Origin of the sequence: Nocardioides sp., from assembly GCF_036401255.1 — a bacterium.
In the GTDB taxonomy this organism is placed as follows: Bacteria; Actinomycetota; Actinomycetes; order Propionibacteriales; family Nocardioidaceae; genus Nocardioides.
In genome coordinates this window covers 1-20545 of the sequence record NZ_DASWVI010000249.1, presented here as the reverse complement: position 1 = coordinate 20545, position 20545 = coordinate 1, and the positions used below count along the sequence as shown (strand labels likewise).

The 20545-nt window shown below is 71.9% G+C and carries 19 protein-coding genes; 9 read left to right on the top strand and 10 right to left on the bottom strand.

Features of this window, described 5'->3' with window-relative positions; genetic code table 11:
- From VGD85_RS11280 to VGD85_RS11270, 3 genes are all read right to left on the bottom strand, one after another.
- A partial coding sequence (locus VGD85_RS11280; RefSeq protein WP_331063535.1) for a methyl-accepting chemotaxis protein occupies positions 1–916 on the bottom strand: 916 nt, incomplete at its 3' end.
- 37 nt (positions 917–953) lie between these two features.
- A complete protein-coding gene (locus tag VGD85_RS11275) occupies positions 954–1373 on the bottom strand; it encodes a chemotaxis protein CheW (RefSeq protein ID WP_331063534.1) in 420 nt (139 codons plus the stop codon).
- On the bottom strand, positions 1370–3676 hold the full coding sequence (locus tag VGD85_RS11270; protein WP_331063533.1) for a chemotaxis protein CheA: 2307 nt from the start codon (positions 3674–3676) through the stop codon (positions 1370–1372). The genes VGD85_RS11275 and VGD85_RS11270 overlap by 4 nt, the downstream gene beginning before the upstream one ends.
- 221 nt (positions 3677–3897) lie before the next feature.
- Here VGD85_RS11270 and VGD85_RS11265 point away from each other — a divergent pair, with 221 nt between their 5' ends.
- On the top strand, positions 3898–4914 hold the full coding sequence (locus tag VGD85_RS11265; RefSeq protein WP_331063532.1) for a TerC/Alx family metal homeostasis membrane protein: 1017 nt from the start codon (positions 3898–3900) through the stop codon (positions 4912–4914).
- Here the strand turns inward: VGD85_RS11265 and VGD85_RS11260 are convergent.
- Genes VGD85_RS11260 through VGD85_RS11245 form a run of 4 tightly spaced genes read right to left on the bottom strand, consistent with a single transcriptional unit; the run spans position 4900 to position 8742 of the window.
- Positions 4900–5256 (bottom strand): hypothetical protein, encoded by a 357-nt coding sequence (locus tag VGD85_RS11260; protein WP_331063531.1) that lies wholly within the window; start codon positions 5254–5256, stop codon positions 4900–4902. The genes VGD85_RS11265 and VGD85_RS11260 overlap by 15 nt on opposite strands.
- A gap of 22 nt (positions 5257–5278) precedes the next feature.
- Positions 5279–6694, bottom strand: a complete 1416-nt coding sequence (locus VGD85_RS11255; protein ID WP_331063530.1) for an APC family permease — start codon at positions 6692–6694, stop codon at positions 5279–5281.
- A 43-nt stretch (positions 6695–6737) separates the two neighbouring features.
- Entirely contained in the window at positions 6738–7427 is a 690-nt protein-coding gene (locus VGD85_RS11250) for a response regulator transcription factor (RefSeq protein WP_331063529.1), read from the bottom strand.
- Positions 7420–8742 (bottom strand): PspC domain-containing protein, encoded by a 1323-nt coding sequence (locus VGD85_RS11245; protein WP_331063528.1) that lies wholly within the window; start codon positions 8740–8742, stop codon positions 7420–7422. Before VGD85_RS11245 ends, VGD85_RS11250 begins: the two co-directional genes overlap by 8 nt.
- A 167-nt stretch (positions 8743–8909) precedes the next feature.
- On the opposite strand from VGD85_RS11245, the gene VGD85_RS11240 reads away from it, so the two are divergent.
- Positions 8910–10259, top strand: a complete 1350-nt coding sequence (locus tag VGD85_RS11240; protein ID WP_331063527.1) for a PspC domain-containing protein — start codon at positions 8910–8912, stop codon at positions 10257–10259.
- Positions 10256–10603: a hypothetical protein gene (locus tag VGD85_RS11235; RefSeq protein ID WP_331063526.1), complete on the top strand. Its 348-nt coding sequence runs from the start codon at positions 10256–10258 to the stop codon at positions 10601–10603. Before VGD85_RS11240 ends, VGD85_RS11235 begins: the two co-directional genes overlap by 4 nt.
- Before the next feature lie 8 nt (positions 10604–10611).
- Here VGD85_RS11235 and VGD85_RS11230 read toward each other — a convergent pair whose 3' ends face one another.
- The gene (locus tag VGD85_RS11230; protein WP_331063525.1) at positions 10612–11550 is read right to left on the bottom strand and encodes a glycerophosphodiester phosphodiesterase; all 939 of its coding nucleotides are present in this window, start codon (positions 11548–11550) and stop codon (positions 10612–10614) included.
- A gap of 70 nt (positions 11551–11620) precedes the next feature.
- Here VGD85_RS11230 and VGD85_RS11225 point away from each other — a divergent pair, with 70 nt between their 5' ends.
- Genes VGD85_RS11225 through VGD85_RS11200 form a run of 6 tightly spaced genes read left to right on the top strand, consistent with a single transcriptional unit; the run spans position 11621 to position 18504 of the window.
- Positions 11621–12172: a YbaK/EbsC family protein gene (locus tag VGD85_RS11225; RefSeq protein WP_331063536.1), complete on the top strand. Its 552-nt coding sequence runs from the start codon at positions 11621–11623 to the stop codon at positions 12170–12172.
- A gap of 45 nt (positions 12173–12217) precedes the next feature.
- Positions 12218–12721, top strand: a complete 504-nt coding sequence (locus VGD85_RS11220) for a DUF6328 family protein (protein ID WP_331063524.1) — start codon at positions 12218–12220, stop codon at positions 12719–12721.
- A gap of 54 nt (positions 12722–12775) precedes the next feature.
- Complete coding sequence (locus VGD85_RS11215; RefSeq protein WP_331063523.1) at positions 12776–14527, top strand: ABC transporter ATP-binding protein; 1752 nt, start codon at positions 12776–12778, stop codon at positions 14525–14527.
- Entirely contained in the window at positions 14524–16272 is a 1749-nt protein-coding gene (locus VGD85_RS11210; RefSeq protein WP_331063522.1) for an ABC transporter ATP-binding protein, read from the top strand. The genes VGD85_RS11215 and VGD85_RS11210 overlap by 4 nt, the downstream gene beginning before the upstream one ends.
- Positions 16273–16312: 40 nt before the next feature.
- Positions 16313–17341, top strand: a complete 1029-nt coding sequence (locus VGD85_RS11205) for an LLM class F420-dependent oxidoreductase (protein ID WP_331063521.1) — start codon at positions 16313–16315, stop codon at positions 17339–17341.
- Entirely contained in the window at positions 17341–18504 is a 1164-nt protein-coding gene (locus tag VGD85_RS11200; RefSeq protein ID WP_331063520.1) for an acyl-CoA dehydrogenase family protein, read from the top strand. The genes VGD85_RS11205 and VGD85_RS11200 overlap by 1 nt, the downstream gene beginning before the upstream one ends.
- Here the strand turns inward: VGD85_RS11200 and VGD85_RS11195 are convergent.
- Both VGD85_RS11195 and VGD85_RS11190 read right to left on the bottom strand, forming a co-directional pair.
- The gene (locus tag VGD85_RS11195; RefSeq protein WP_331063519.1) at positions 18501–19136 is read right to left on the bottom strand and encodes a hypothetical protein; all 636 of its coding nucleotides are present in this window, start codon (positions 19134–19136) and stop codon (positions 18501–18503) included. The two genes, VGD85_RS11200 and VGD85_RS11195, sit on opposite strands and share 4 nt — an antisense overlap.
- Positions 19137–19215: 79 nt before the next feature.
- Positions 19216–20445 carry an HNH endonuclease signature motif containing protein gene (locus tag VGD85_RS11190; protein WP_331063518.1) on the bottom strand — a complete coding sequence of 410 codons (1230 nt, stop codon included), beginning with the start codon at positions 20443–20445 and terminating at the stop codon, positions 19216–19218.
- Positions 20446–20545: the final 100 nt, after the last annotated feature.

The window sequence follows — 20545 nt, the reverse complement described above, 5'->3', positions numbered from 1 at the left end:
CGTTGCGCGAGACCTCCTCCGCGGCACCCGAGACCACCCCGGCCTGCACCGAGGTCTCCTCCGCACCCGCCGCGATCTGCTGCGAGGACGCCGAGAGCTCCTCCGACGCCGCGGCCACCGCGTCCGCGGACCCGACCACGGTGCCGATGATGCCGCCGACGGAGTCGATCGAGGCGTTCAGCGACCGCTCGAGCTCGCCGAGCTCGGCACTGGAGCGCTCCTCGGCCCGCTGGGTGAGGTCACCGTCGGCGAAGCCACGCAGCACGTCGACGCTCCTGCGCAGGGGCCGGGTGATCGATCGTGCGATGAGGAAGGCGAGAACCACGATCACCAGGAGGCCCAGAGCGCCGGCGATGAGGAACTCCGTCACAGCCCGAGAACGCGCCTTGTCCGCAGCGGCGCGCTCCTCGGTCGCTGCCTGTCCGACGCTGTCGATGGCGCCGCCGAGCAGCTCGTCCATCTGGTCGTTGGCGGCCTGGATCTCGTCGGCCCGGGCCCGCATCGCGTCCTGGTCCTTGATCGCGGCGTCCACGAAGTCGGCGATCGCGGTCTCGTAGGCGGTCCAGGCCTGGGTGAACTGGTCGACCTGCTCCTTGGTCGTGTCGAGCTCCAGCGCGGTGAGCTGGGCCATCAACGCGTCGATCGTGGCGATGTCGTCGACGACATCCTGGGCGATGCTGGCGTTGTCGGCGTACGTGATCGACTTCAGTCCATCCACCTTGAGCTCGCTGGAGCGGGTGTCGAGCGCGTGGAACAGGGACCGGGCGTCCTCGTACTTGGCGAGCTGTGTCGCATCCGCGTCGACCGCGTTCAAGCCGTTGAGCGCGACGCCCCCGACGACGACGGTCGTGAGCACGCCGATGCCGGCGATGGCGGCCAGTCGGCGACCGACGGTCCAGGTGACAGGTGACTTCATGATCGTGCCTTCGGGTCGGGGTACGGGAAGGTCGACGTCAGGCCGCGACGGCGCGGTCGACGTCGAGGGCCAGCAGGAGCTGGTCCTCGAGCTTGTAGGCCCCGAGAAGAAGGTCGCGCGAGACACCCGCGAGGGTGTCCGGCGGCGGTTCGAACTGGTCGGCGTCGACGTCGACGACCGAGCCGATGGTGTCCACCATCAGTGCCACCGGCTCGCCGGCGACGCGGATCACCACGAGCATCGGCTCGGTGCCGTCCGCACGGTCCGGCAGGTCGAGCAGCGCGCGCAGGTCGATCGCGCTGAGGACCTGCCCACGCAGGTTGATCAGACCGGCCAGCGTGACCGGGGACAGCGGGATCCTCGTCCGCGTCTGCCCACGCAGGACCTCCTGGACCGCTGCGACGTCGACACCGTAGAGGTGCCCGTCGAGGGTGAAGGTCACCATCCGGGTGCTCACACCGCCTCCTGGAGCTCGTCGCTGAGGTCGAGACCGACCTCGGGATCGGAGTAGAACTTCGGGTCGGCGGCGAGGATCGCGGCGCGGACGTCGAGGACCTCGACGATCCGGTCGCGGATCAGCGTGGAGCCGACCAGGCCGTGGTCGTCGATGTCGCTGTGGACCTCGGTCTCCTCCTCGACGATGTCGATGATCTCGTCGACGACGATCGCGACGCTGCGCGCGCCGGCCGAGTAGACCACGACCACCAGGTCGTCGCCGGTCCGCTCGCTCATCGTGCCGAGGTGCCGGTCGAGCCGCAGCAGCGGCAAGATGGCGCCGCGGTACTGGACCACCTCGCGGCTCCCGACGACCTCGACCGAGCTGGCGGCGATGTTCTCGAGGCGGGTGACCGACGACAGCGGGATCGCCACGCGGCGTCCGCCACCGATACCGGCGACCAGCATCCGCAGCTGCTCGCGAGCGGCCCGCTGCTCCTCGTTGGTGGCCCCACCGGCGCCGCGCTCGAGAGCCTCGGCCGTCAGGGCCCGGCGCGCCAGCGCCTGGACGTCCAGGATCAGCGCCACCCGGCCGTCCCCGAGGATCGTGGCCCCGGAGTACGTGCCCAGCGACTTCAGGCGGGAGGTCAGCGGCTTGACCACGATCTCCTCGGTGCTGAGCACCCGGTCGATCACCAGACCGAACCGCTTGCCCTCGGCCTGCAGGACCGCGATCAGCACGTGCCCGTCGGAGCGGTCCGACTCGACCCCGAGGACGTCGGTGAGCCGCACCAGCGGGAGCAGCGCTCCGCGCAGCCGGTAGACCGAGGCCCCGTTGACGTCCTCGACGGCGGTCGCCGCGCGGTCCGCGTCCAGCGCCACGAGCTCCAGCAGGCTGACCTGCGGGATCGCGTAGCGGTCGCCGGCGCACTCGACGGTGAGCGCCGGCACGATGGCCAGCGTGAGGGGGATCCGCAGCCGGCAGGTCGTGCCCTTGCCCAGCACCGACTCGACCTCGATGGTGCCGCCGATGGCCTCGATGTTCGTCTTGACGACGTCCATCCCGACCCCGCGCCCGGAGACGTTCGTGACGCTCTTCGCCGTGGAGAACCCGGGCAGGAAGATCAGCTGCAGGATGTCCGCGGAGGTCATCTGCGCGAGCTGGGCCGCGGTGCGCACGCCGGAGGCCTGCGCCTTCTCCGCGATCCGGTCGGGGTCGATGCCGGCACCGTCGTCGCACACCTCGACGACCACCTGGCCGCCCTCGTGGTAGGCGCGCAGCGTCAGCACACCCTCGCGCGGCTTCCCGGCCGCGACGCGGTCCTCGGCGCTCTCGAGCCCGTGGTCGACGGCGTTGCGGACCAGGTGGGTCAGCGGGTCCTTGACGGACTCCAGGAGCGAGCGGTCGAGCTCGGTCTCCCGGCCGACCATGGCCAGCGTCACGCTCTTGCCGACCGCGGCACCGAGGTCGCGGACGACCCGCGGGAGCTTGGACCAGAGGTGGTCGATCGGCTGCATGCGGGTCTTCATGACCCCCTCCTGCAGCTCGGTCGCGATCAGGTTGAGGCGCTGGGCGGACCGCATCAGGTCCAGGCCGTCCTGCTCGCCGGCCTGCCGCACGATCTGGTTGCGGGTGAGCACCAGCTCACCGACCAGACGCATCAGCGTGTCGAGCAGCTCGACGTCCACCCGGATCGAGGACTCGGCGACGTTGCGGCGTGCCGCGGGCTCCTCACCCTCGGCCGGGGGCTTGGCGACCGGAGCGGCCGGCGCCACCGACTCGGCGGCCACCGGCGCGGGCTCGGGCGCGGCGACCGGCTCGAGGACCACCTCGATCTCCGGCTCCGGCTCGGGCTCCGGCTCGGCCTCGGCGACCGGCGCGGGCTCCTCGGCCTCGGGCAGCAGCTCGGCGATCGGCGTCGGGGCGGGCGGGTTCGCGTTGCCCTCCAGCACCGCGGTGATCCGCTCCACGACCTCGGTCACGTCGACGTCACCCTCGGTGCCGCCGTCCTCGATGACCGCGAGCAGCTCGCGGACCGTGTCGACCATCGCCAGCAAGACGTCGGTCGTGAGCGGCGTCATCGAGAGCTTGCCGTCGCGCAGCCGGGCGAGGAGGTTCTCCCCGACGTGCGTCACGGACTCCAGGTTGCCGAACGCCAGGAAGCCGCTCGTCCCCTTGATCGTGTGGATCGTGCGGAAGATGCTGCCCAGTAGTTCGCGGGAGCCAGGCTCCCTCTCGAGCGCGACCAGGTCGCGGTCAAGCTGATCCAGGTTCTCGTGGCTCTCCACGAGGAACTCCTGGACGATCTCGTCGATCTCATCCACCGTGTCGGCCCTCTCGTCGGGTGACGTACGAGGGTGGGATCGGCCGATTCCGCCCCGACCTGAGGCCGGTGCAGACATTTTGCCGCGCCCCCTAGAATCTCCCCCGAGGGGAGTACCTCGACCAAGCACCCGCCGGTCAGTACGGCGGCCGCCATCGGCCGCCTCGACGGGTCACCTGGCAGCAGGTGAGGAAGACCTCGAGCACCGACTCGAGGAGCACCATGCCCACCGCCCTGCCGCACCCCCTCGCCATCGACACCATCGGCACCCCCACCCTGTGGGCCGTCACGATCGGCGCCGTCGTGGCCCTGCTCGTCCTCGACTTCGTCGCGACGCGACGACCGCACGAGGTCACCCTGCGCGAGGCGGTGGGCTGGTCGGCGTTCTACGTCGCCCTCCCCCTGGCCTTCGGCGTCTGGGTGTGGAGCGCCCACGGGGCCGACCGCGGCGTCGAGTACTACACCGGCTACCTGGTGGAGAAGACGCTCAGCGTCGACAACCTGTTCGTGTTCATGCTGCTGCTCGCGGCGTTCGCCGTCCCCCCGGCACTCCAGCAGCGCGTGCTGCTCTACGGGATCGTCGGGGCGTTGGTGCTGCGCGGCGTGTTCATCGCCCTCGGCGCGGCCGCCCTCGCCGCGTTCGACTGGGTGTTCGCGGTCTTCGGGCTGGTGCTGCTCGCGACCGGGATCAAGCTCCTCCGCGATGCGCTCGCGGGCGCGGGCCACGACGACAAGGACATCGGCCGGATGCGCTCGGTGCGCGTGGTGCGTCGGCTGATGCCCGTCACCGAGGAGTACGCCGGCACCCGGCTCACCGGCCGCGTGGACGGCCGTCGCGCCCTCACCCCTCTGGCGCTCGTCGTGGTCGCCGTCCTCGTCACCGACGTGGTGTTCGCGGTGGACTCGGTGCCCGCCGTCTACGGCATCACGGGCGACCCGTTCCTGGTCTTCGCCACGAATGCGTTCGCGCTGCTCGGGCTGCGGGCGCTCTACTTCGTCGTCCAGGGCGCGCTCGGCCGCCTGGTCCACCTCGGCTACGGACTGGCCGCCATCCTCGGGTTCATCGGCGTCAAGCTCGTCCTGCACTGGGCGCACCTGACCTGGCCGGCGGTGCCCGACGTGCCGACGCTCGCCTCCCTCGGGGTGATCGTGGCCGTGCTGGCCGTCACCACGACCACGAGCCTGCTCGCCACCCGCGCGACGCGGGAGGCTACGAAGCAGCCCTCAGGAGTGCGCTGAGGCCCAGAACACCGCGACGCAGATGTTGGCGACGGTCAGCGCGAGCAGCAGCGTCCACAGGCCGCTCGCGATCCGCTCCTTGCGGAGGTTGGCCATCACGAGCACGAGGATGACCAGCCCGATGACGGCCTTGACCGCGACCTTGGTGTTGTCGAGCGTCCCGTCGTCGGCCTCGATCACCCCCACGAGCAGCAGACCGGCGAGGAACGCGGTGCCGGCGCCGTCACGCATCAAGGCGTTGACGGACTTCTCGGGGGTGCGTGCCTGCACCAGCAACCCACCGAGCAGCGCGGCGAAGCCGAGCATGTGGACGACGAGCAGCAGGTGGCGCAGGAACTCCATGGGAGGGAGCCTAGGCGGCTCCTCAGACGATCTGCACCTCGGCGTCGTCGGAGCGGGTCCCGCCGTCTCGGCTGCCGAAGAGGCGCTCGGCGAGGAACAGCACGACGCCGACGCCGAGCAGCCCCGCGCACCACAGCAGCGACGCGGGGTCGTCGTACACCGACCACGCGAGGATCGCGAGGTTGCCGAGGACCCCGACCACCAGCAGCGGGGTGTTGGCCCGGAAGGTGCGGTCGTGCTCGTCTCGCCCGCGCAGCTTCAGCGCCGAGACGATGACCAGCACGTAGATGAACAGCAAGAACAGCACGGTCACGGTCGCGAGCCGGGCGACCAGGTCCAGGCCCGCGCCCGCCTCGGTCAGCAGCGTGCCGACGACCAGGAGTGCGGCGACCACCAACCCGCTGAAGATCAGCCCCACCCACGGACTGCGGCGCCCCGGGTGGAGCCTGCTGAACGCCGAGGGCACCACGTCCTCGTTCGCCATGCCGTAGAGGATGCGCGGCTGGGTGACCACGGCCACCAGCGTGGTGTTGGTGATCGCGATCATCGCGATCACCGCGAACAGGTCGCTCATGAAGCCGACCGGCACGGGCAGGATGCCCTCCTTGACGACCTCGAGCAGGGCGGCGTCCGAGCTGGCGAGCGTGTCGGTCGGGACGGTCAGGGCAGCGGCGACCGAGACGAGCACGTAGACCAGGCCGGCCACCACCATGCCGCCGATCAGGGAGCGCGGGAACGAGCGGTGCGGGTCGACGGTCTCCTCCGCGACGTTGGCGGTGTTCTCGAAGCCGGTCATCGCGAAGAAGGACAGGGCGACGCCGGCGAGGATCGCCAGCTCGGGGTTGCCGCTGGCCTTGAAGTCGACCAGCGTGCCGAACCGGGCGTCGCCCTGGGCGACGTACCAGACCCCCGCCACGAGGATGATGACGAGGCCGGTGATCTCGACGAACGCCATGACCATGTTGATGACCACCGACTCGGTGATGCCGATGAAGTTGACCACCGAGAGGGCCGCGACGAACAGCAGCATCACCAGCAGCGCCGGCGGCCCGGCCCAGAGCTCGGCGAAGTACTGGGCGAACCCGCTGGCCAACGAGCCCGCGGCCGCGAAGCTCGCCGAGAGGAACGACACCGTGATCAGGAACGTCAGCGCCCGGCTGCCGAAGGCCTTGTTGACGTAGAGCGAGGCGCCGGCGGCCCGGGGATACTTCGTGACGAGCTCCGCGTACGCCGAGCCCGTGATCGCCGCGATCGTGATGCCCACCGCGAACGCGATCCAGAACGCGCCACCGACCGCCGCGGCCACCAGGCCGATGAGCACGTAGATGCCCGAGCCCAGCACGTCGCCCAGCGTGTAGAAGAACAGCTGGCGGCCGGTGATCGTGCGCTTGAGGCCGGTGTCGTCGAGCTCGGCCCGAGATTCGGTCGTCGTGGACATGGAGCGGGGAGTACCCGCCGGTATCCGGGGTGAAACGAGACGACTAGAGGAGCCTGCGGTCCGAGGCCCAGCGGGTGAGCTCGTGGCGGGAGGACAGCTGGAGCTTGCGCAGCACGCTGGACATGTGGGTCTCGACGGTCTTGATGGAGATGAACAGCTCCTTCGCGACCTCCTTGTAGGCGTAGCCGCGAGCGATCAGGCGCATCACCTCCCGCTCCCGCTCGGTGAGCCGGTCGAGATCCTCGTCGACCGCGGCCACGGCGATCGAGCCCGAGAACGCGTCGAGGACGAACCCGGCCAGCCGCGGGGAGAACACCGCGTCACCCTCGGCGACCCGCCCGATCGCCTGGACCAGCTCGGGCCCGGTGATGGTCTTGGTGACGTAGCCGCGGGCGCCGCCGCGGATGGTGCCGATGACGTCCTCGGCCGCGTCGCTCACCGAGAGCGCCAGGTAGCGGGTGTCCGGCGACGCACCGGAGGCCGCGACCCTCCGCATCACCTCTGCACCGCCGCCGCCGGGCAGGTGCACGTCGAGCAGCACGACGTCGGGGTGGTGGGTCGAGACCGCCGCCACCGCCTCGTCGACGTCGGCGGCCTCGGCGAGGACCTTCACCAGCCCTCGGCCCGCGGACTCGAGCTCGGCGCGGACACCGCGCCGGAACATCGCGTGGTCGTCGACGATCACGATCGCCACCGGGCCCGCCGCGCGGGGTGCCGGCTGCTGCTCACTCATCGTTCTCCTCCTGTCGCGGCTGGCAGGACAGGTGCAGGCGCACCTCGGTCCCCTCGCCGGGCACCGACCGGATCTCGGCGGTGCCTCCGTGGCGCTGCATGCGGCCCACGATGCTGTTGCGGACCCCGTAGCGGTCGGTCGGCACGGCCGCGAGGTCGAAGCCGGGTCCGCGGTCGCGGACGAAGACGTCCACGGCCGAGTCGGTCATCTCGGCGTAGACGTCGACCTTGCCCGTGCCCGCGTGCTTGGCGGCGTTGGTCATCGCCTCCCCGCTGGCGTTGACGATCGGCCGCAGGAACTCCTGGAAGTCGCAGTCGCCAACCGTGACGACGTCGACGGACACGGCGTACTCGTCCTCGACCCGCGCCGCGACCCCGCGCAGCGCGCTGGCGACCGTGCGCTCGTCGGTGGACTCACCGGCGTAGAGCCACGAGCGCAGGTCGCGCTCCTGGGCCCGCGCGAGCCGGGCGACCGCGGTCGCGTCCTCGGCGTTCTTCTGGATCAGCGCGAGCGTCTGCAGCACCGAGTCGTGCAGGTGGGCGGCGACGTCGGCACGCTCCTGGGTGCGCACGCGCTCGGCGCGCTCGTCGCTGAGGTCCGAGGCGAGCCGGTAGACCCACGGCCCGATCACGATCGCGAGACCCACGATGCTCAGCAGCGCCGCGACCGTGACGTCGCGCGCCATGCTCAGCGAGCCACCGTGCACGGAGTAGAGCACCAGCGCCAGCACGATGAGGACGACGCCGGCGCCGACACGCGCGTACGACGCCCAGCCCCCGTGGCCGAAGACGACCCGCACCGGGTCGATCCGTCCCGTGGTGTCGAGCCAGCGCTCGCGCTGCGCCTCGTCGGCCTGCCGCCACAGCAGGGCGACACCCACCAGCGCGATCACCATCGGCCAGAAGATCGCCCCGCGGCCGAGGACCGCCTCGAGCATCAGGATCGCGCCGAGCCCGAGAGCGGCCAGCGCGATCGCGGGCCCGACGTCGCCGAGCCGCCGAATCCGGCCGGGCCGACGGCCGCCCCGGGTGGCGCTCTCGATGCCCGGCGCACCGGTCTCGAAGTGCGCGTCGGAGGGCAGCAGCCACCACAGGCCGGCGTAGAAGGCCACCCCGAAGCCACCGAGCAGCGCCGCCATCACGAACCCGGCGCGCACCCACAGCACCGGGAAGTCGAGGTGCCGCGCGAGCCCGGCCGCCACGCCGCCGAGGATCGTGTCCTGGGTGTCGCGCGTCGCACGCCGACCGCCCAGCGGGACCGCCGCCGAACGCGGCTCGGGCCGGCCGGTGTCGGCGGTGGCGTGTGCGCTGCTCATGTCTCCCTCATCGTCTCACTGCGGGTGGGCACAGACCATGAGGGCGAACCCCGAGCCGTCCCTGAGCCCAGCGCCGCCCCCGGCCAGGGATCGGGGTCCGGGGTCAGGGTCCAGGATCAGGGCTGTCCCCGATGGTGCGGGGGCACCCGACAGAGCAGGCTGGAGCCATGACCACCACACCGCCCGAAGCACCATCCGACCCGCAGTCCCAGCACCCCACGGGTAGCTCCGGACCGCGCGTGGACCGCGACCAGGTCCGTGACCTCGGTCGGCTGCGCCGCTCGGTGACCGACCGCAAGGTCGCGGGCGTCGCCGGCGGTCTCGGGCGTCACCTCGACGTCGACCCGCTGATCCTGCGCGTCGCGTTCGTCGTGCTGGTGTTCTTCGGCGGCGCCGGCCTGATCCTGTACGGCGCCTGCTGGCTGCTCGTGCCCGAGGACGGGGCGGCCCGCGCGCCGTTCAACCTCGACGAGCGCAGCCGGTCGGTCGCCTTGATCATCGTCGGCGTGCTCGCCGCCCTCGCGCTGATCGGCGACTCCTGGGGCGCCTTCTGGTTCCCCTGGCCGCTGGCGATCATCGCGCTCATCGTGCTCTGGCTGCTGACGCGCAACAACCCGCCGCATCCGGTGCCACCCGTCTCGCCGATGCCGTACCAGCCGCAGCCGCAGGGCCCGGCCCACGGATCGGTGCAGGGATCGGTGCCGGGACCGGCCCAGGGATCGGTGCAGGGGCCGGCGCAGGCGTCCGCGACCTACCAGCAGCAGTACCAGCACCCCTATCAGCAGCCCTACCAGCAGCCCTACCAGCAGGGATACGCGCCGACCTACCACCAGGGCGCGCAGCCGCCGACGCAGCCGGCGTACTACGCCCCGCCGCCGGCGTACGTGCCACCGGCGACGTACGTCCCGCGGCCGCCGAACCCGCGCAAGCGGGGGCCGATCCTGTTCTGGTTCACGCTGGCGCTGATCGCGCTCGCCGAGGGCGTCCTCGGCATGATCGACCTCGCGGGCGTCGGGGTCGCGGACTCGGCCTACCCCGCCCTCGCGGTGGCGATCTGCGGGCTGATGCTCGTGGTCGGGGCGTTCTTCGGGCGCGCCGGCGGCATCATCATGGCCGGGCTGATCGCCACGGTCGTGCTGACCGGCACGATGGCCGCGGACCGGTGGGACACCAACGACGTCACCGAGACCCCCCAGACCGCCGCCGAGCTCGACAACCGCTACTGGCTGGGCGTGGGCGAGCAGGTCATCGACCTGCGGGAGATCGCCGACGTCGCGCGGCTCGACGGACGCACCCTCGAGGTGGAGGGCGGCATCGGCCACATCGAGATCATCCTGCCCAAGGGCCTGACCGCCGTCGTGCACGCCGATGTCGACGGCCCGGGCAGCATCGACGTGTTCGGCGTCGAGCACGGCGGGATCGACACGACCATGAACTCCTCCGACGGGTCCGAGACCGACCCGCGGATCACCATCGACACCCAGCTGGGTGTCGGACAGATCGAGGTGCACCGATGAGCACGACCACCACCGCGTACGACGACCAGTCGCAGGCGTCCCAGCGCCCGTCCGGCCGGCACCCGGTCAACGTCGGTCACCTGGTGATGGGCATCGCGTTCCTCGGCCTGGTCGGGGTGTGGGCGCTGATCCAGGGCGACGTGGTCGGCGACGGCAACGTGCACTGGCTCCTGCCGATGCCGTGGGTGCTCGCCGGGTTGGCCGGCCTGCTCGCGGTCAGCCTGTCCGACGGCAAGCGGTGGTCGACCCGGCAGACCGGATGGGTCGCCCCCGCGGCCGCCCGCGAGCCCGACGCGACCGCCGAGACGCAGGCCGAGACGAAGGCCGAGACCGACGAGGAGTGAGCGCCGCCCTACCTGGCGGCGCGGACCAGGACGCTCGAGGCGTGCAACCGGCACGCCTCGAGCGTCGTGTCGGGGTGGTCGGTGAACAGCCCGTCCACCCCGGCGTCGAGGAACGCCTGGGTCTCCTCGATCGAGTCGTGCTCGTCGCGCAGCGTCCAGACGTGGACGTCGAGGCCAACCGCGTGGGCGTCGGCCACCAGCGGTGTCGCCTCGGCGAGGGCGCCGGTCCGGGGGTCCCGCGGGAGCACCAGGTCCTTGGCGACACCGACCGCGTCGGCGTACGACGCCACCCGGCGCAGCCCGGTCGCCGTGACCCGGTCGACCCGGCCGTCGGCGGAGACCAGCTGCACCAGCGGCAGCGCCGTCCGGGCGCGCAGCCAGCGCAGGTTGCCGGCCTCGAAGGACTGGAGGAACACCGGAGCGTCCGGACCGGCCATCTCGTGGCGGGCGAGCGCGTCGAGCAGCGGCTCCTCGAGCGCGAGGCCCTGGTCGGCGAAGTACGACGGGTGCTTGGTCTCCGGGTAGACCCCGATCGGCCGGCCGAGCCGGTGCGACTCCTCGGCGACCAGAGCGAGGATCTCGTCGAACGTCGGGACGTCGTAGCGCCCGTCGTAGCGGGTGTTGCGCGGCCGCAGCTCGGGGACGCGCTCGACGGCGCGCAGGGTCTTGAGCTCGGCCAGCGTGAAGTCCTCGACGAACCACCCGGTGAGGATCCGGCCGTCCACGACCTTCGTGGTCAGCCGGTCGGCGTACTCCGGGCGCGCGGCGACGTCCGTGGTCCCGCCGATCTCGTTCTCGTGGCGGGCCACCAGCACCCCGTCGCGGGTGCTGACCAGGTCCGGCTCCACGTAGTCGGCGCCGAGCGCGATCGCGAGGCGGTAGGACGCCAACGTGTGCTCGGGCCGGTAGCCGGAGGCTCCGCGGTGGGCGATCACCAGGGGCAGCATGTCCCCAGCAGAGCCCGGGCCGGTGTCGCCGCGGCGGGGACGACGTGAACCGCAGGTGACGCCCGTCAGAATGGACGCCGTGCCCGCCCCGACCCTCGGCTCCCTCGCGACCGTCCCCGCGCTCGACCGCCCCGACCTGCTCGCCGAACCCGTCGCCGCCGCGTTGCGCGGCTGGGCGGGCGCCGCCGACGTCGGGGTGGTGGAGATCGATCCGGCGATCGCGGACACCGCGGCCCTGGCGGACGCCTACGACCTGCCGATGTCGACCGGCGCCAACTGCGTCGTGGTCGCGGGTCGCCGCGACGGCACCGAGCGGGTGGCCGCCTGCCTGGTCCGCGCCGACACCCGTGCGGACGTCAACGGCCTGGTCAAGCGCACCCTCGACGTGCGCAAGGCCTCGTTCCTCGCGATGGACCGCGCGGTCGAGGAGTCCGGCATGGAGTACGGCGGCATCACGCCGCTCGGCCTGCCCGCGGGCTGGCGGCTGCTGGTGGATCCGCGGGTGCTGGACATCGACGTGGCGGTGATCGGCTCGGGGGTGCGCCGGTCCAAGCTGCTGCTCCCCGGGGCGCTCGCCGGCGAGCTGCCCGGTGCCGAGGTCGTGGCGGGCCTCGCGGGCTGAGCGCTCCCGGCCTGAACCGGCCGCCGACTGGGTAACACTGTCGCCATGAGCGACGACGAACTGCCGGAGAACCCGAAGTCCGGCCGGCGGGAGACCGAGGAGGAGCGCCTCGACCGCAAGTGGGAGGACCTGCTCCAGGAGCTGAGGGTCATGCAGACGGGGGCGCAGCTGCTGGCCGGCTTCTTGCTGACGCTGCCGTTCCAGGACAAGTTCGACACCCTCGACGACTTCCAGCTGGGGCTCTACCTGGGTCTGGTGATCCTCGCGACGCTCACGACCGGCCTGATCATGGGTCCCGTCGCGATCCACCGGCGGCTGTCCGGTCGGCACGTCAAGGAGCGCCTGGTCGCGTCGGCGCACGTCTTGGTGTGGGGGGTGCTCACGGCGCTCGCCCTGCTGGTGACCGGCATCGTGGAGTTCATCTTCGACATGGTCCTCGACCGCACGTGGTCGAGCATCGCCGCCGGGATGATGGCCCTGGTGATGGTGCTGCTGCTCGTGGTGCTCCCCCACCGGTTGATGCTCCACGAGGAGCACGACCGACGCTGACGCCGCTCGAAAACTGCTCGCTCGCGGGACTCCCCGGTCCTTACCCTGGGACGAGTGCACCACCTGCCCCTCGACCACCCCGGCACCCCCGATCACCGCTCGCCGGGCCGGTTCTTGTGGTGGCTGGCGAAGGGCCAGCGGGCCACGCTCCTGGGCGGCATGGCCTTCGGCATCGTCTGGATGAGCTCGCAGGCCGTGATCCCGGCGGTGATCGGCCGCGCGATCGACCGGGGCGTCGCCGACCGGGACGGCTCCGAGCTCGTCAGGTGGGCCGGCCTGCTGCTCGCGATCGGCCTGGTGCAGGCCGGGACCGGCATCATGCGACACCGCTTCGCGGTGACGAACTGGCTGATCACGGCGTACCGCGTCGTGCAGCTCGTCACCCGCCAGACCGTCCGGCTCGGCGGCACCCTGCCGCGCAAGGTCTCCACCGGCGAGGTGGTCGCGATCGGCACCACGGACCTCTCCCACCTGGGCCAGGTCATGGACGTGTCGGCGCGCTTCTCGGGGGCCGTCGTCTCGTTCGTCCTCGTCTCGGTGATCCTGCTGAGCACGTCGGTGACGCTCGGGCTCGTGGTGCTGATCGGCGTGCCGGCGCTGATGCTGCTGCTGGCCCCGATGCTGGGCCCGCTCCAACGCCGCAGCGCCCACCAGCGGCACCTGATGGGGCGGCTGTCCAACACGGCCAGCGACATCGTCGGTGGTCTGCGGGTGCTGCGCGGCATCGGCGGCGAGCAGGTCTTCCACGACCGGTACCGCCGCGAGTCGCAGACCACCCGCGCCGCCGGCGTGCAGGTGGCCCGGCTGCAGTCGGTGCTCGACGCGCTCCAGGTCTTCCTGCCGGGCTTCTTCGTCGTGGTCGTGGTCTGGCTCGGGGCGCGGTCGGCCGTGCAGGGCTCGATCACGCCGGGCGAGCTGGTCGCGTTCTACGGCTACTCGGCGTTCCTGCTGATCCCGCTGCGCACCGCGACGGAGTACGCCAACAAGCTCATCCGCGGCCGGGTCGCGGCCGGCCGGGTCTGCGCGGTGTTGGCCCTCGAGCCGGAGGTGCGCGAGCCGGAGCGCGCCGCGGCGGCTCCGCCCGCGGGCTGCGACCTGCGCGACGACCGCACCGGGTTGGTCGTCCGGCCGGGCCTGCTCACCGCGATCGTGAGCGACCAGCCGGACGAGTCGGCCGCGCTCGCCGACCGGCTCGGCATGGCGGCCGGTGAGCTCGACGACGACGTCCGCCTCGGGGGCGTCCCTCTCACGGCGCTCTCCCCCGCCGACGTACGCCGACGCATCCTGGTCTCCGACACCGGCGCGATGTTCTTCTCCGGACGGCTCGGGGACCGGCTCGACGTCACCGGGCGCGGCGACGTCGCCGCCGCGCTGGAGACGGCGTCGGCCGGCGACATCCTCGACGCCCTGCCGGACGGGCTCGACACGGTCGTCGCCGAGCGCGGCCGCAGCTTCTCCGGGGGACAGCGGCAGCGGCTGGTCCTCGCGCGCGCCCTCGCGGCGGCGCCGGAGATCCTCGTGCTCGTCGAGCCCACGTCGGCGGTCGACGCGCACACCGAGTCGCGCATCGCCGCGCGGCTGCGCCACCACCGCGCCGGCCTGACCACGGTCGTCACCACGACCAGCCCGCTGCTGCTCGACGCCGCGGACGCCGTGGCCTACCTGCGCGGCGGGTCGGTCGTCGCCACCGGGACCCACGCCGAGCTGCTGGAGACCGACGCCGCCTACCGGGCGGTCGTCACCCGCGAGTCCGCCGACCTCACCGACGTCACCGACGCCACGGACCTCACCGAGGCGACCCGATGAGCGCCACGACCCAGCTGCCGGTCGCGGGCACCCCCGAGGTGCGCCGGTACGCCGTCGCGCTGGCTCGTCGGCACCCGCGGATGCTCTGGGGAGCGGGGGCCCTGCACGTGCTGGCCGCGCTGGCCGGGCTGGCCGCGCCACGGCTGCTCGGCGGCCTCGTCGAGGCGGTCGAGAAGGGCACCACCGCCGCGCACGTCGACCGGGTCGCGCTCGCGCTCGCGGGCTTCCTGCTCGCGCAGACCGTCCTCACCCGCTATGCCCGCTACCTCAGCCAGGTGCTCGGCGAGCAGGTGCTGGCCGAGCTGCGCGAGGACTTCGTCGGCAACACGCTCGCGCTGCCCGTCGGGGTCGTGGAGTCCGCCGGCTCGGGCGACCTGCTCACTCGCACCAGCCGGGACGTCGACCAGCTGGGCTGGTCGGTGCGGATGGCACTGCCGGAGTGGACGATCGCGGTCATCACCGCGGTGATCACGTTCGCCGCCGCGATCAGCGTCGGCTGGTGGGTCACGCTGCCCTGCCTGCTGGGCGTGCCGCCGCTGGTGATCGGCCTGCGGTGGTACCTCGCCCGCGCGAAGGACGGCTACCTCCGGGAGACCGCGACGTACTCCCGCATCAACGCCACGCTCACCGAGACCGTCGAGGGCGCCCGCACCGTCGAGGCCCTCGGGCTCGGGGACCAGCGGGTGCGCGCGGCCGACGAGGACATCGACGCCTCCTACCGCGCCGAGCGCTACACGCTCTTCCTGCGCACGGTGTTCTTCCCGAACATGGAGATCGCCTACCTGATCCCCACGGTGGCCACGCTGCTGTTCGGCGGCTACCTCTACACCCAGGGCCACGCCTCGCTGGGTGCGGTCACCGCGGCCACGCTCTACGTGCAGATGCTCATCGACCCGGTCGACCGGATCGTGTCGATCCTCGACGAGCTGCAGCTCGGCGCGGCGTCGCTGGCGCGGCTGCTCGGCGTCGCGCAGGTGCCGGACGACCGCGAGGTCAGCGGCCGGTCACCCGCGGGCGAACAGCTCGCTGCCGAGGACGTGCGCTTCTCCTACGTCGAGGGCCGCGACGTGCTGCACGGGGTCGACCTGTCCGTCGGGGTCGGCGAGCGGATCGCGATGGTCGGCCCGTCCGGTGCCGGTAAGTCGACGCTCGGCCGGCTGCTCGCCGGCATCCACCCGCCACGCACCGGCTCGGTGACGGTCGGCGGCGTCGGCCTGGTCGAGCTGCCGCTGGGTGACCTGCGCGGCCACGTCGCCCTGGTCACCCAGGAGCACCACGTCTTCGCCGGCACCGTCCGTGAGAACCTCGTGCTCGCCCGGCCCGGCGCCTCCGATGAGCAGGTGCGCGGGGCGCTCGCCGCCGTCGACGCGCTCGACTGGGTCGAGGCGCTGCCCGACGGGCTCGACACGGTGGTCGGCTCGGGCGGACGCGCCGTGACGGCCGCGCAGGCGCAGCAGGTCGCCCTGGCCCGGCTGGTGCTCGCCGACCCCCACACGCTGGTGCTCGACGAGGCGACCTCGCTGATCGACCCGCGGGCGGCCCGCCACCTGGAGCGGTCGCTGGCCGCCGTACTCCACGGGCGGACGGTCATCGCCATCGCACACCGGCTGTTCTCCGCCCACGACGCCGACCGGGTGGCCGTGGTCGAGGACGGCCGGATCGCCGAGCTCGGCTCGCACGACGAGCTGGTCGCCGCGGGCGGCTCCTACGCCGCGCTGTGGGAGAGCTGGCACGGGCGGAACTGACCCTTGCCTTCGACACGACCGTGACAGTTATGCTGTCACAATGAAGTTGTCGATGCCGCTGATGTACGACGGGAACCCCCGCCAGACGGCCGACCAGGTGGTCGGCCTGGAGAAGGCGGGGCTGGACACGATCTGGGTAGCCGAGCCCTACGGCTTCGACGCCCCGACGCTGATGGGCTACCTCGCCGCCAAGACCGAGACGGTCGAGATCGGCGCCGGCATCCTCAACGTCTACTCCCGCACCCCGGGAGCGCTCCTCCAGACCGCGGCCGGTCTCGACAACGTGTCCGGCGGCCGCGCGGTCATCGGCCTGGGTGCCTCGGGGCCCCAGGTGATCGAGGGCTTCCACGGCCTGCCCTACGACAAGCCGCTGGGCCGCACCCGCGAGGTCATCGAGATCATCCGGATGGGCCTGCGTCGCGAGTCGCTGGTCCACGACGGGATCTTCAAGCTCCCCCTGCCGGCCGACCAGGGCCTGGGCCTGGGCAAGCCGCTCAAGCTGCTCAACAAGCCCGAGCGCCCCGCCGTACCGCTCTGGGTCGCCGCACTCGGCGACAAGAACGTCGCGATGACCGCCGAGGTAGCCGACGGCTGGCTGCCGTTCCTGTTCCTGCCCGAGAAGGCCCAGGAGGTCTGGGGCGAGTCGCTGGCCCGTGGCAAGGCCAAGCGCTCCGCCGACCTCGGCCCGCTGCAGATCAGCGCCGGCGGCATGGTCGCGATCGGCGAGGACGTGAAGGGGATGCTCGACTTCATGCGGCCGATGTACGCGCTCTACGTCGGCGGCATGGGCGCGCGCGGCAAGAACTTCTACAACGAGCTGGCCTGCCAGTACGGCTACGAGAAGGAGGCGAAGGAGATCCAGGACCTCTACCTCGACGGCCACAAGCGAGACGCCGAGGCGAAGGTGCCGCTCGAGTGGCTCGAGGCCGGCAACCTGGTCGGCCCCGCGTCGTACGTCCAGGAGCGCATCGCCGCGTTCCGCGAGGCCGGCGTGACCAGCCTGCAAGTCTCCCCCGCGTCCGAGGACCCGGCCGCGACCATCGCACAGATCAAGGAGTGGGTGGCCTGATGCCTCCTCAGAATGCAACGCAGAAGCCGAGCATCTTCGAGCAGGAGCACGAGGACTTCCGCGGCACGGTCCGCGCGTTCCTGGAGAAGGAGGTCGTCCCGCACCACGACCAGTGGGAGAAGGACGGTCAGGTCAGCCGCGAGGTCTGGCTCAAGGCCGGCGAGCAGGGCCTGCTCTGCTTCGACGTCGAGGAGGAGTACGGCGGCGCCGGGGTCAAGGACTTCCGCTACAACATGGTGGTCGCCGAGGAGATGTGCCGGGTCGGCGCGAGCGGCCCGGGCTTCCCGGTGCACACCGACATCATCGTCCCCTACATCAGCCAGCTCGGGACGCCCGAGCAGAAGCAGCGCTGGCTGCCGGGCCTGGTCAGTGGCGAGATCATCTCCGCGATCGCGATGACCGAGCCCGGCGCCGGCTCCGACCTGCAGGGCATCGCCACCACGGCCATCGACAAGGGCGACCACTACGTCCTCAACGGGTCGAAGACGTTCATCAGCAACGGCATCCTCTCCGACCTCGTCATCGTCGTGTGCCGCACGGACCCCGACGCCGGCCACCAGGGCATCTCCCTGCTCGTGGTCGAGCGCGGGATGAAGGGCTTCGAGCGCGGCCGCAACCTCGACAAGATGGGCATGAAGGCCCAAGACACCGCCGAGCTGTTCTTCGACGACGTCGAGGTGCCCAAGACCAATCTCCTCGGCGCCGAGGGCTCCGGCTTCATCTCGCTGATGGTCAACCTCGCCCAGGAGCGCATCTCGATCGCCGTCATGGCGGTCGCCGCCGTCGAGCAGATGCTCGAGCTCTCGCTCTCCTACGCCAAGGAGCGCAAGGCCTTCGGCAAGCCGATCGGCAGCTTCCAGCACAACCGCTTCCTGCTCGCCGAGATGGCCACCGAGGCCCACATCGCCCGGGTGTTCGTCAACGACTGCGTGCAGAAGCTCAACGCCGGCCAGGTCGATCCGTCACTGGCCTCCATGGCGAAGTGGTGGACCACCGAGCTGCAGAAGAAGGTCGTCGACCAGGCCGTCCAGCTCCACGGCGGCTACGGCTACATGATGGAGTACCCCGTCGCGAAGGCGTACGTCGACAGCCGCATCCAGACCATCTACGGGGGCACCACCGAGATCCAGAAGGAGATCATCGGCCGGTCGCTGGGGGTCTAGCTCGACTCGCCGTCGTACTCGCCCAGCGCGCAGCGGAGTCGATGGTTGAGGTCGTTCAGCCCCTGCCGGACCTCCCGGTTGCCCGGGCCGGCCGCAGCGCCGTCGCGGGCCAGGCGCCTCGCGAGACGCTCAGCCCACTCGGGCATCTCTGCCCCGATCCCCGTGAGCTCGCCCTCCAGCGTCGCGAGGAGGCCGATCAGTGCGCCGAGGTCCTGCCGACGAGGAGCACGCGGCGCCAGCTCGTGCTCGAACTGCGCCGTCGCGCGGGATTGCTCACGCGGCTCCTCGCCGGGCGGCGCCCAGTGCCAGGCCCAGGTGAGCGTGCCGGCGTCGACGCCGGGGTGGATCTGCATGGGCAGAGGCGCACTCGGGTCGGCCACGAAGACCCCGGGCGCCCCCTCCCGGAACATCACCACGTCCGGGAACTCACCCATCGTGACGTGGAGGGCGGAGCCGGTGATGATCGTGTGCTCGACGTGCTGGATGCCCTCGGAGCCCACTGCCTCGTAGTCCAGGCTCAGTGCATGGTCGGTGAGTCGGCGGACCTCGATGAGGCAGCTGCAGTGGCCGCTCTCCTCGCCGTCCACGGTGCCGCGGTAGAGCCCAGGCCGGATCCGCATGAGTGCGTCCATGGTCGTCAGTAGATCACCGGAGCAGTCCACCGAGCAGGCGTGACGCTGGCCCCGCCGGCGGTGGTCGGCGGGGTGGGGGTCAGTGGATATGTCGGCTGCTGGTGACGGGGTAGGTGTGGCCGTGGGGGCTGGTCCACTCGAATGAGAGTGGGCTGAGGCGGCGGTAGGTCCAGCCGCCGGTGGTCTTGAGCCGGTGGTGGAAGCGACAGAGCGGGGCCAGGTTCCAGGTCGCGGTCGGTCCCAGGGGCCAGGGGATGGTGTGGTCGAGGTCGCAGGCCCGGGAGGGCCGCGAGCAGCCGGGGAACACACAGGTCGGGTGGGTCAGCACGGCTTGCTCGTGCTGGGCCGGGGTGGGCTCGTAGTGGTCGGTGAACAGCTCGTCGGCCAGGTCGATCACGGGTTTGACGGTCACCTTCGTGCCGGCTTGGAGGCACCATTCGGTGAGCTGGTCGAGGGTGACCCAGGCGCGGGTGTTGACCACCTCGACGATCCCGGGGCCCTCGTGGGGGCGGTGGTGGGTGTAGATCACCACCTCCCGGGTGAGGTCACCGGTCTGTTCGCCGCGGGCCAGGATGCCCAGGGCCATGGCGCGGCGCTCGTCCACGGCCAGGTCGGGGTGGGTGGTCAGGAGCCGGTGGGCGATGTCGGCGACCGCGGTCTCGAGGTCGAGGGCGTCGGCGGTGGTGAGGGTGGCGTCGAGGAACGCGGTGCCCGGGGTCTCCCCGAGGGCGGGTTTGGCGTGGGTGACCCGGACCCCGAACGCGGGCTCGCTGGCCCGGGCCAGGGCGGTTTCGGGGTCGTAGGTGGTCCGCGCGGCCTCGACGGTGCGTTCGATCTGGGCGTAGGAGCAGTGGTCGACCACCGCGGCCAGGTGGCGGTCGACGTACGCCGCGGCCTCGGGCGGCAGTGACCGGGTGAGCTGGGCGACCCGGCGGGCCCGCCACACCGGCACCTCGCAGTCCATGACCCGGGCCCACAGGCGGGGGAGCCGGTGCTTGGTTTCGACGGCGTCACCGAGGAAGTTCCGGCCCCCGGTCGGGGACATGCCGAGCGCGGCGGCCAGCTCGGGGATCGCGAACTCCGCGACCGTGGGGGCGCCGGGGCCGGCGATCTCGAGGTCGCGCTCCTCCCACGCCGCCCCGTCCTCGACCTCGTCGCCGGGGTGCAGGGCGGCCCACTCGGTGGCGATCTCGAACCGCCGTGCCTCGAGGGCGTCGAGGTCGGCCCGGATCCCCCGCGCGGCACCCAGCACCCGGTCGGCCGGGCGAGCCGGACCGGTCCGGGGGGTGTCGAGCGTGGAGGCCGTCATGTGTTCCAGCCAAGCAGGGACCGCCGACAGTCCAGGGCCGGTCGGGGGCTCAGAACCCCTATATCCACAGGGTTCTGGCGCATCCAAAGGTAAAATCTCG

Excerpts from the sequence above, each read along its gene's own strand:
- VGD85_RS11265 (WP_331063532.1), top strand. The coding sequence starts at position 3,898 with ATGCCCACCGCCCTGCCGCACCCCCTCGCCATCGACACCATCGGCACC.
- VGD85_RS11260 (WP_331063531.1), bottom strand. The coding sequence starts at position 5,256 with ATGGAGTTCCTGCGCCACCTGCTGCTCGTCGTCCACATGCTCGGCTTC.
- VGD85_RS11255 (WP_331063530.1), bottom strand. The coding sequence starts at position 6,694 with ATGTCCACGACGACCGAATCTCGGGCCGAGCTCGACGACACCGGCCTC.
- VGD85_RS11250 (WP_331063529.1), bottom strand. The coding sequence starts at position 7,427 with ATGAGTGAGCAGCAGCCGGCACCCCGCGCGGCGGGCCCGGTGGCGATC.
- VGD85_RS11245 (WP_331063528.1), bottom strand. The coding sequence starts at position 8,742 with ATGAGCAGCGCACACGCCACCGCCGACACCGGCCGGCCCGAGCCGCGT.
- VGD85_RS11240 (WP_331063527.1), top strand. The coding sequence starts at position 8,910 with ATGACCACCACACCGCCCGAAGCACCATCCGACCCGCAGTCCCAGCAC.
- VGD85_RS11235 (WP_331063526.1), top strand. The coding sequence starts at position 10,256 with ATGAGCACGACCACCACCGCGTACGACGACCAGTCGCAGGCGTCCCAG.
- VGD85_RS11230 (WP_331063525.1), bottom strand. The coding sequence starts at position 11,550 with ATGCTGCCCCTGGTGATCGCCCACCGCGGAGCCTCCGGCTACCGGCCC.
- VGD85_RS11225 (WP_331063536.1), top strand. The coding sequence starts at position 11,621 with ATGGACGCCGTGCCCGCCCCGACCCTCGGCTCCCTCGCGACCGTCCCC.
- VGD85_RS11220 (WP_331063524.1), top strand. The coding sequence starts at position 12,218 with ATGAGCGACGACGAACTGCCGGAGAACCCGAAGTCCGGCCGGCGGGAG.
- VGD85_RS11210 (WP_331063522.1), top strand. The coding sequence starts at position 14,524 with ATGAGCGCCACGACCCAGCTGCCGGTCGCGGGCACCCCCGAGGTGCGC.
- VGD85_RS11205 (WP_331063521.1), top strand. The coding sequence starts at position 16,313 with ATGAAGTTGTCGATGCCGCTGATGTACGACGGGAACCCCCGCCAGACG.
- VGD85_RS11200 (WP_331063520.1), top strand. The coding sequence starts at position 17,341 with ATGCCTCCTCAGAATGCAACGCAGAAGCCGAGCATCTTCGAGCAGGAG.
- VGD85_RS11195 (WP_331063519.1), bottom strand. The coding sequence starts at position 19,136 with ATGGACGCACTCATGCGGATCCGGCCTGGGCTCTACCGCGGCACCGTG.
- VGD85_RS11190 (WP_331063518.1), bottom strand. The coding sequence starts at position 20,445 with ATGACGGCCTCCACGCTCGACACCCCCCGGACCGGTCCGGCTCGCCCG.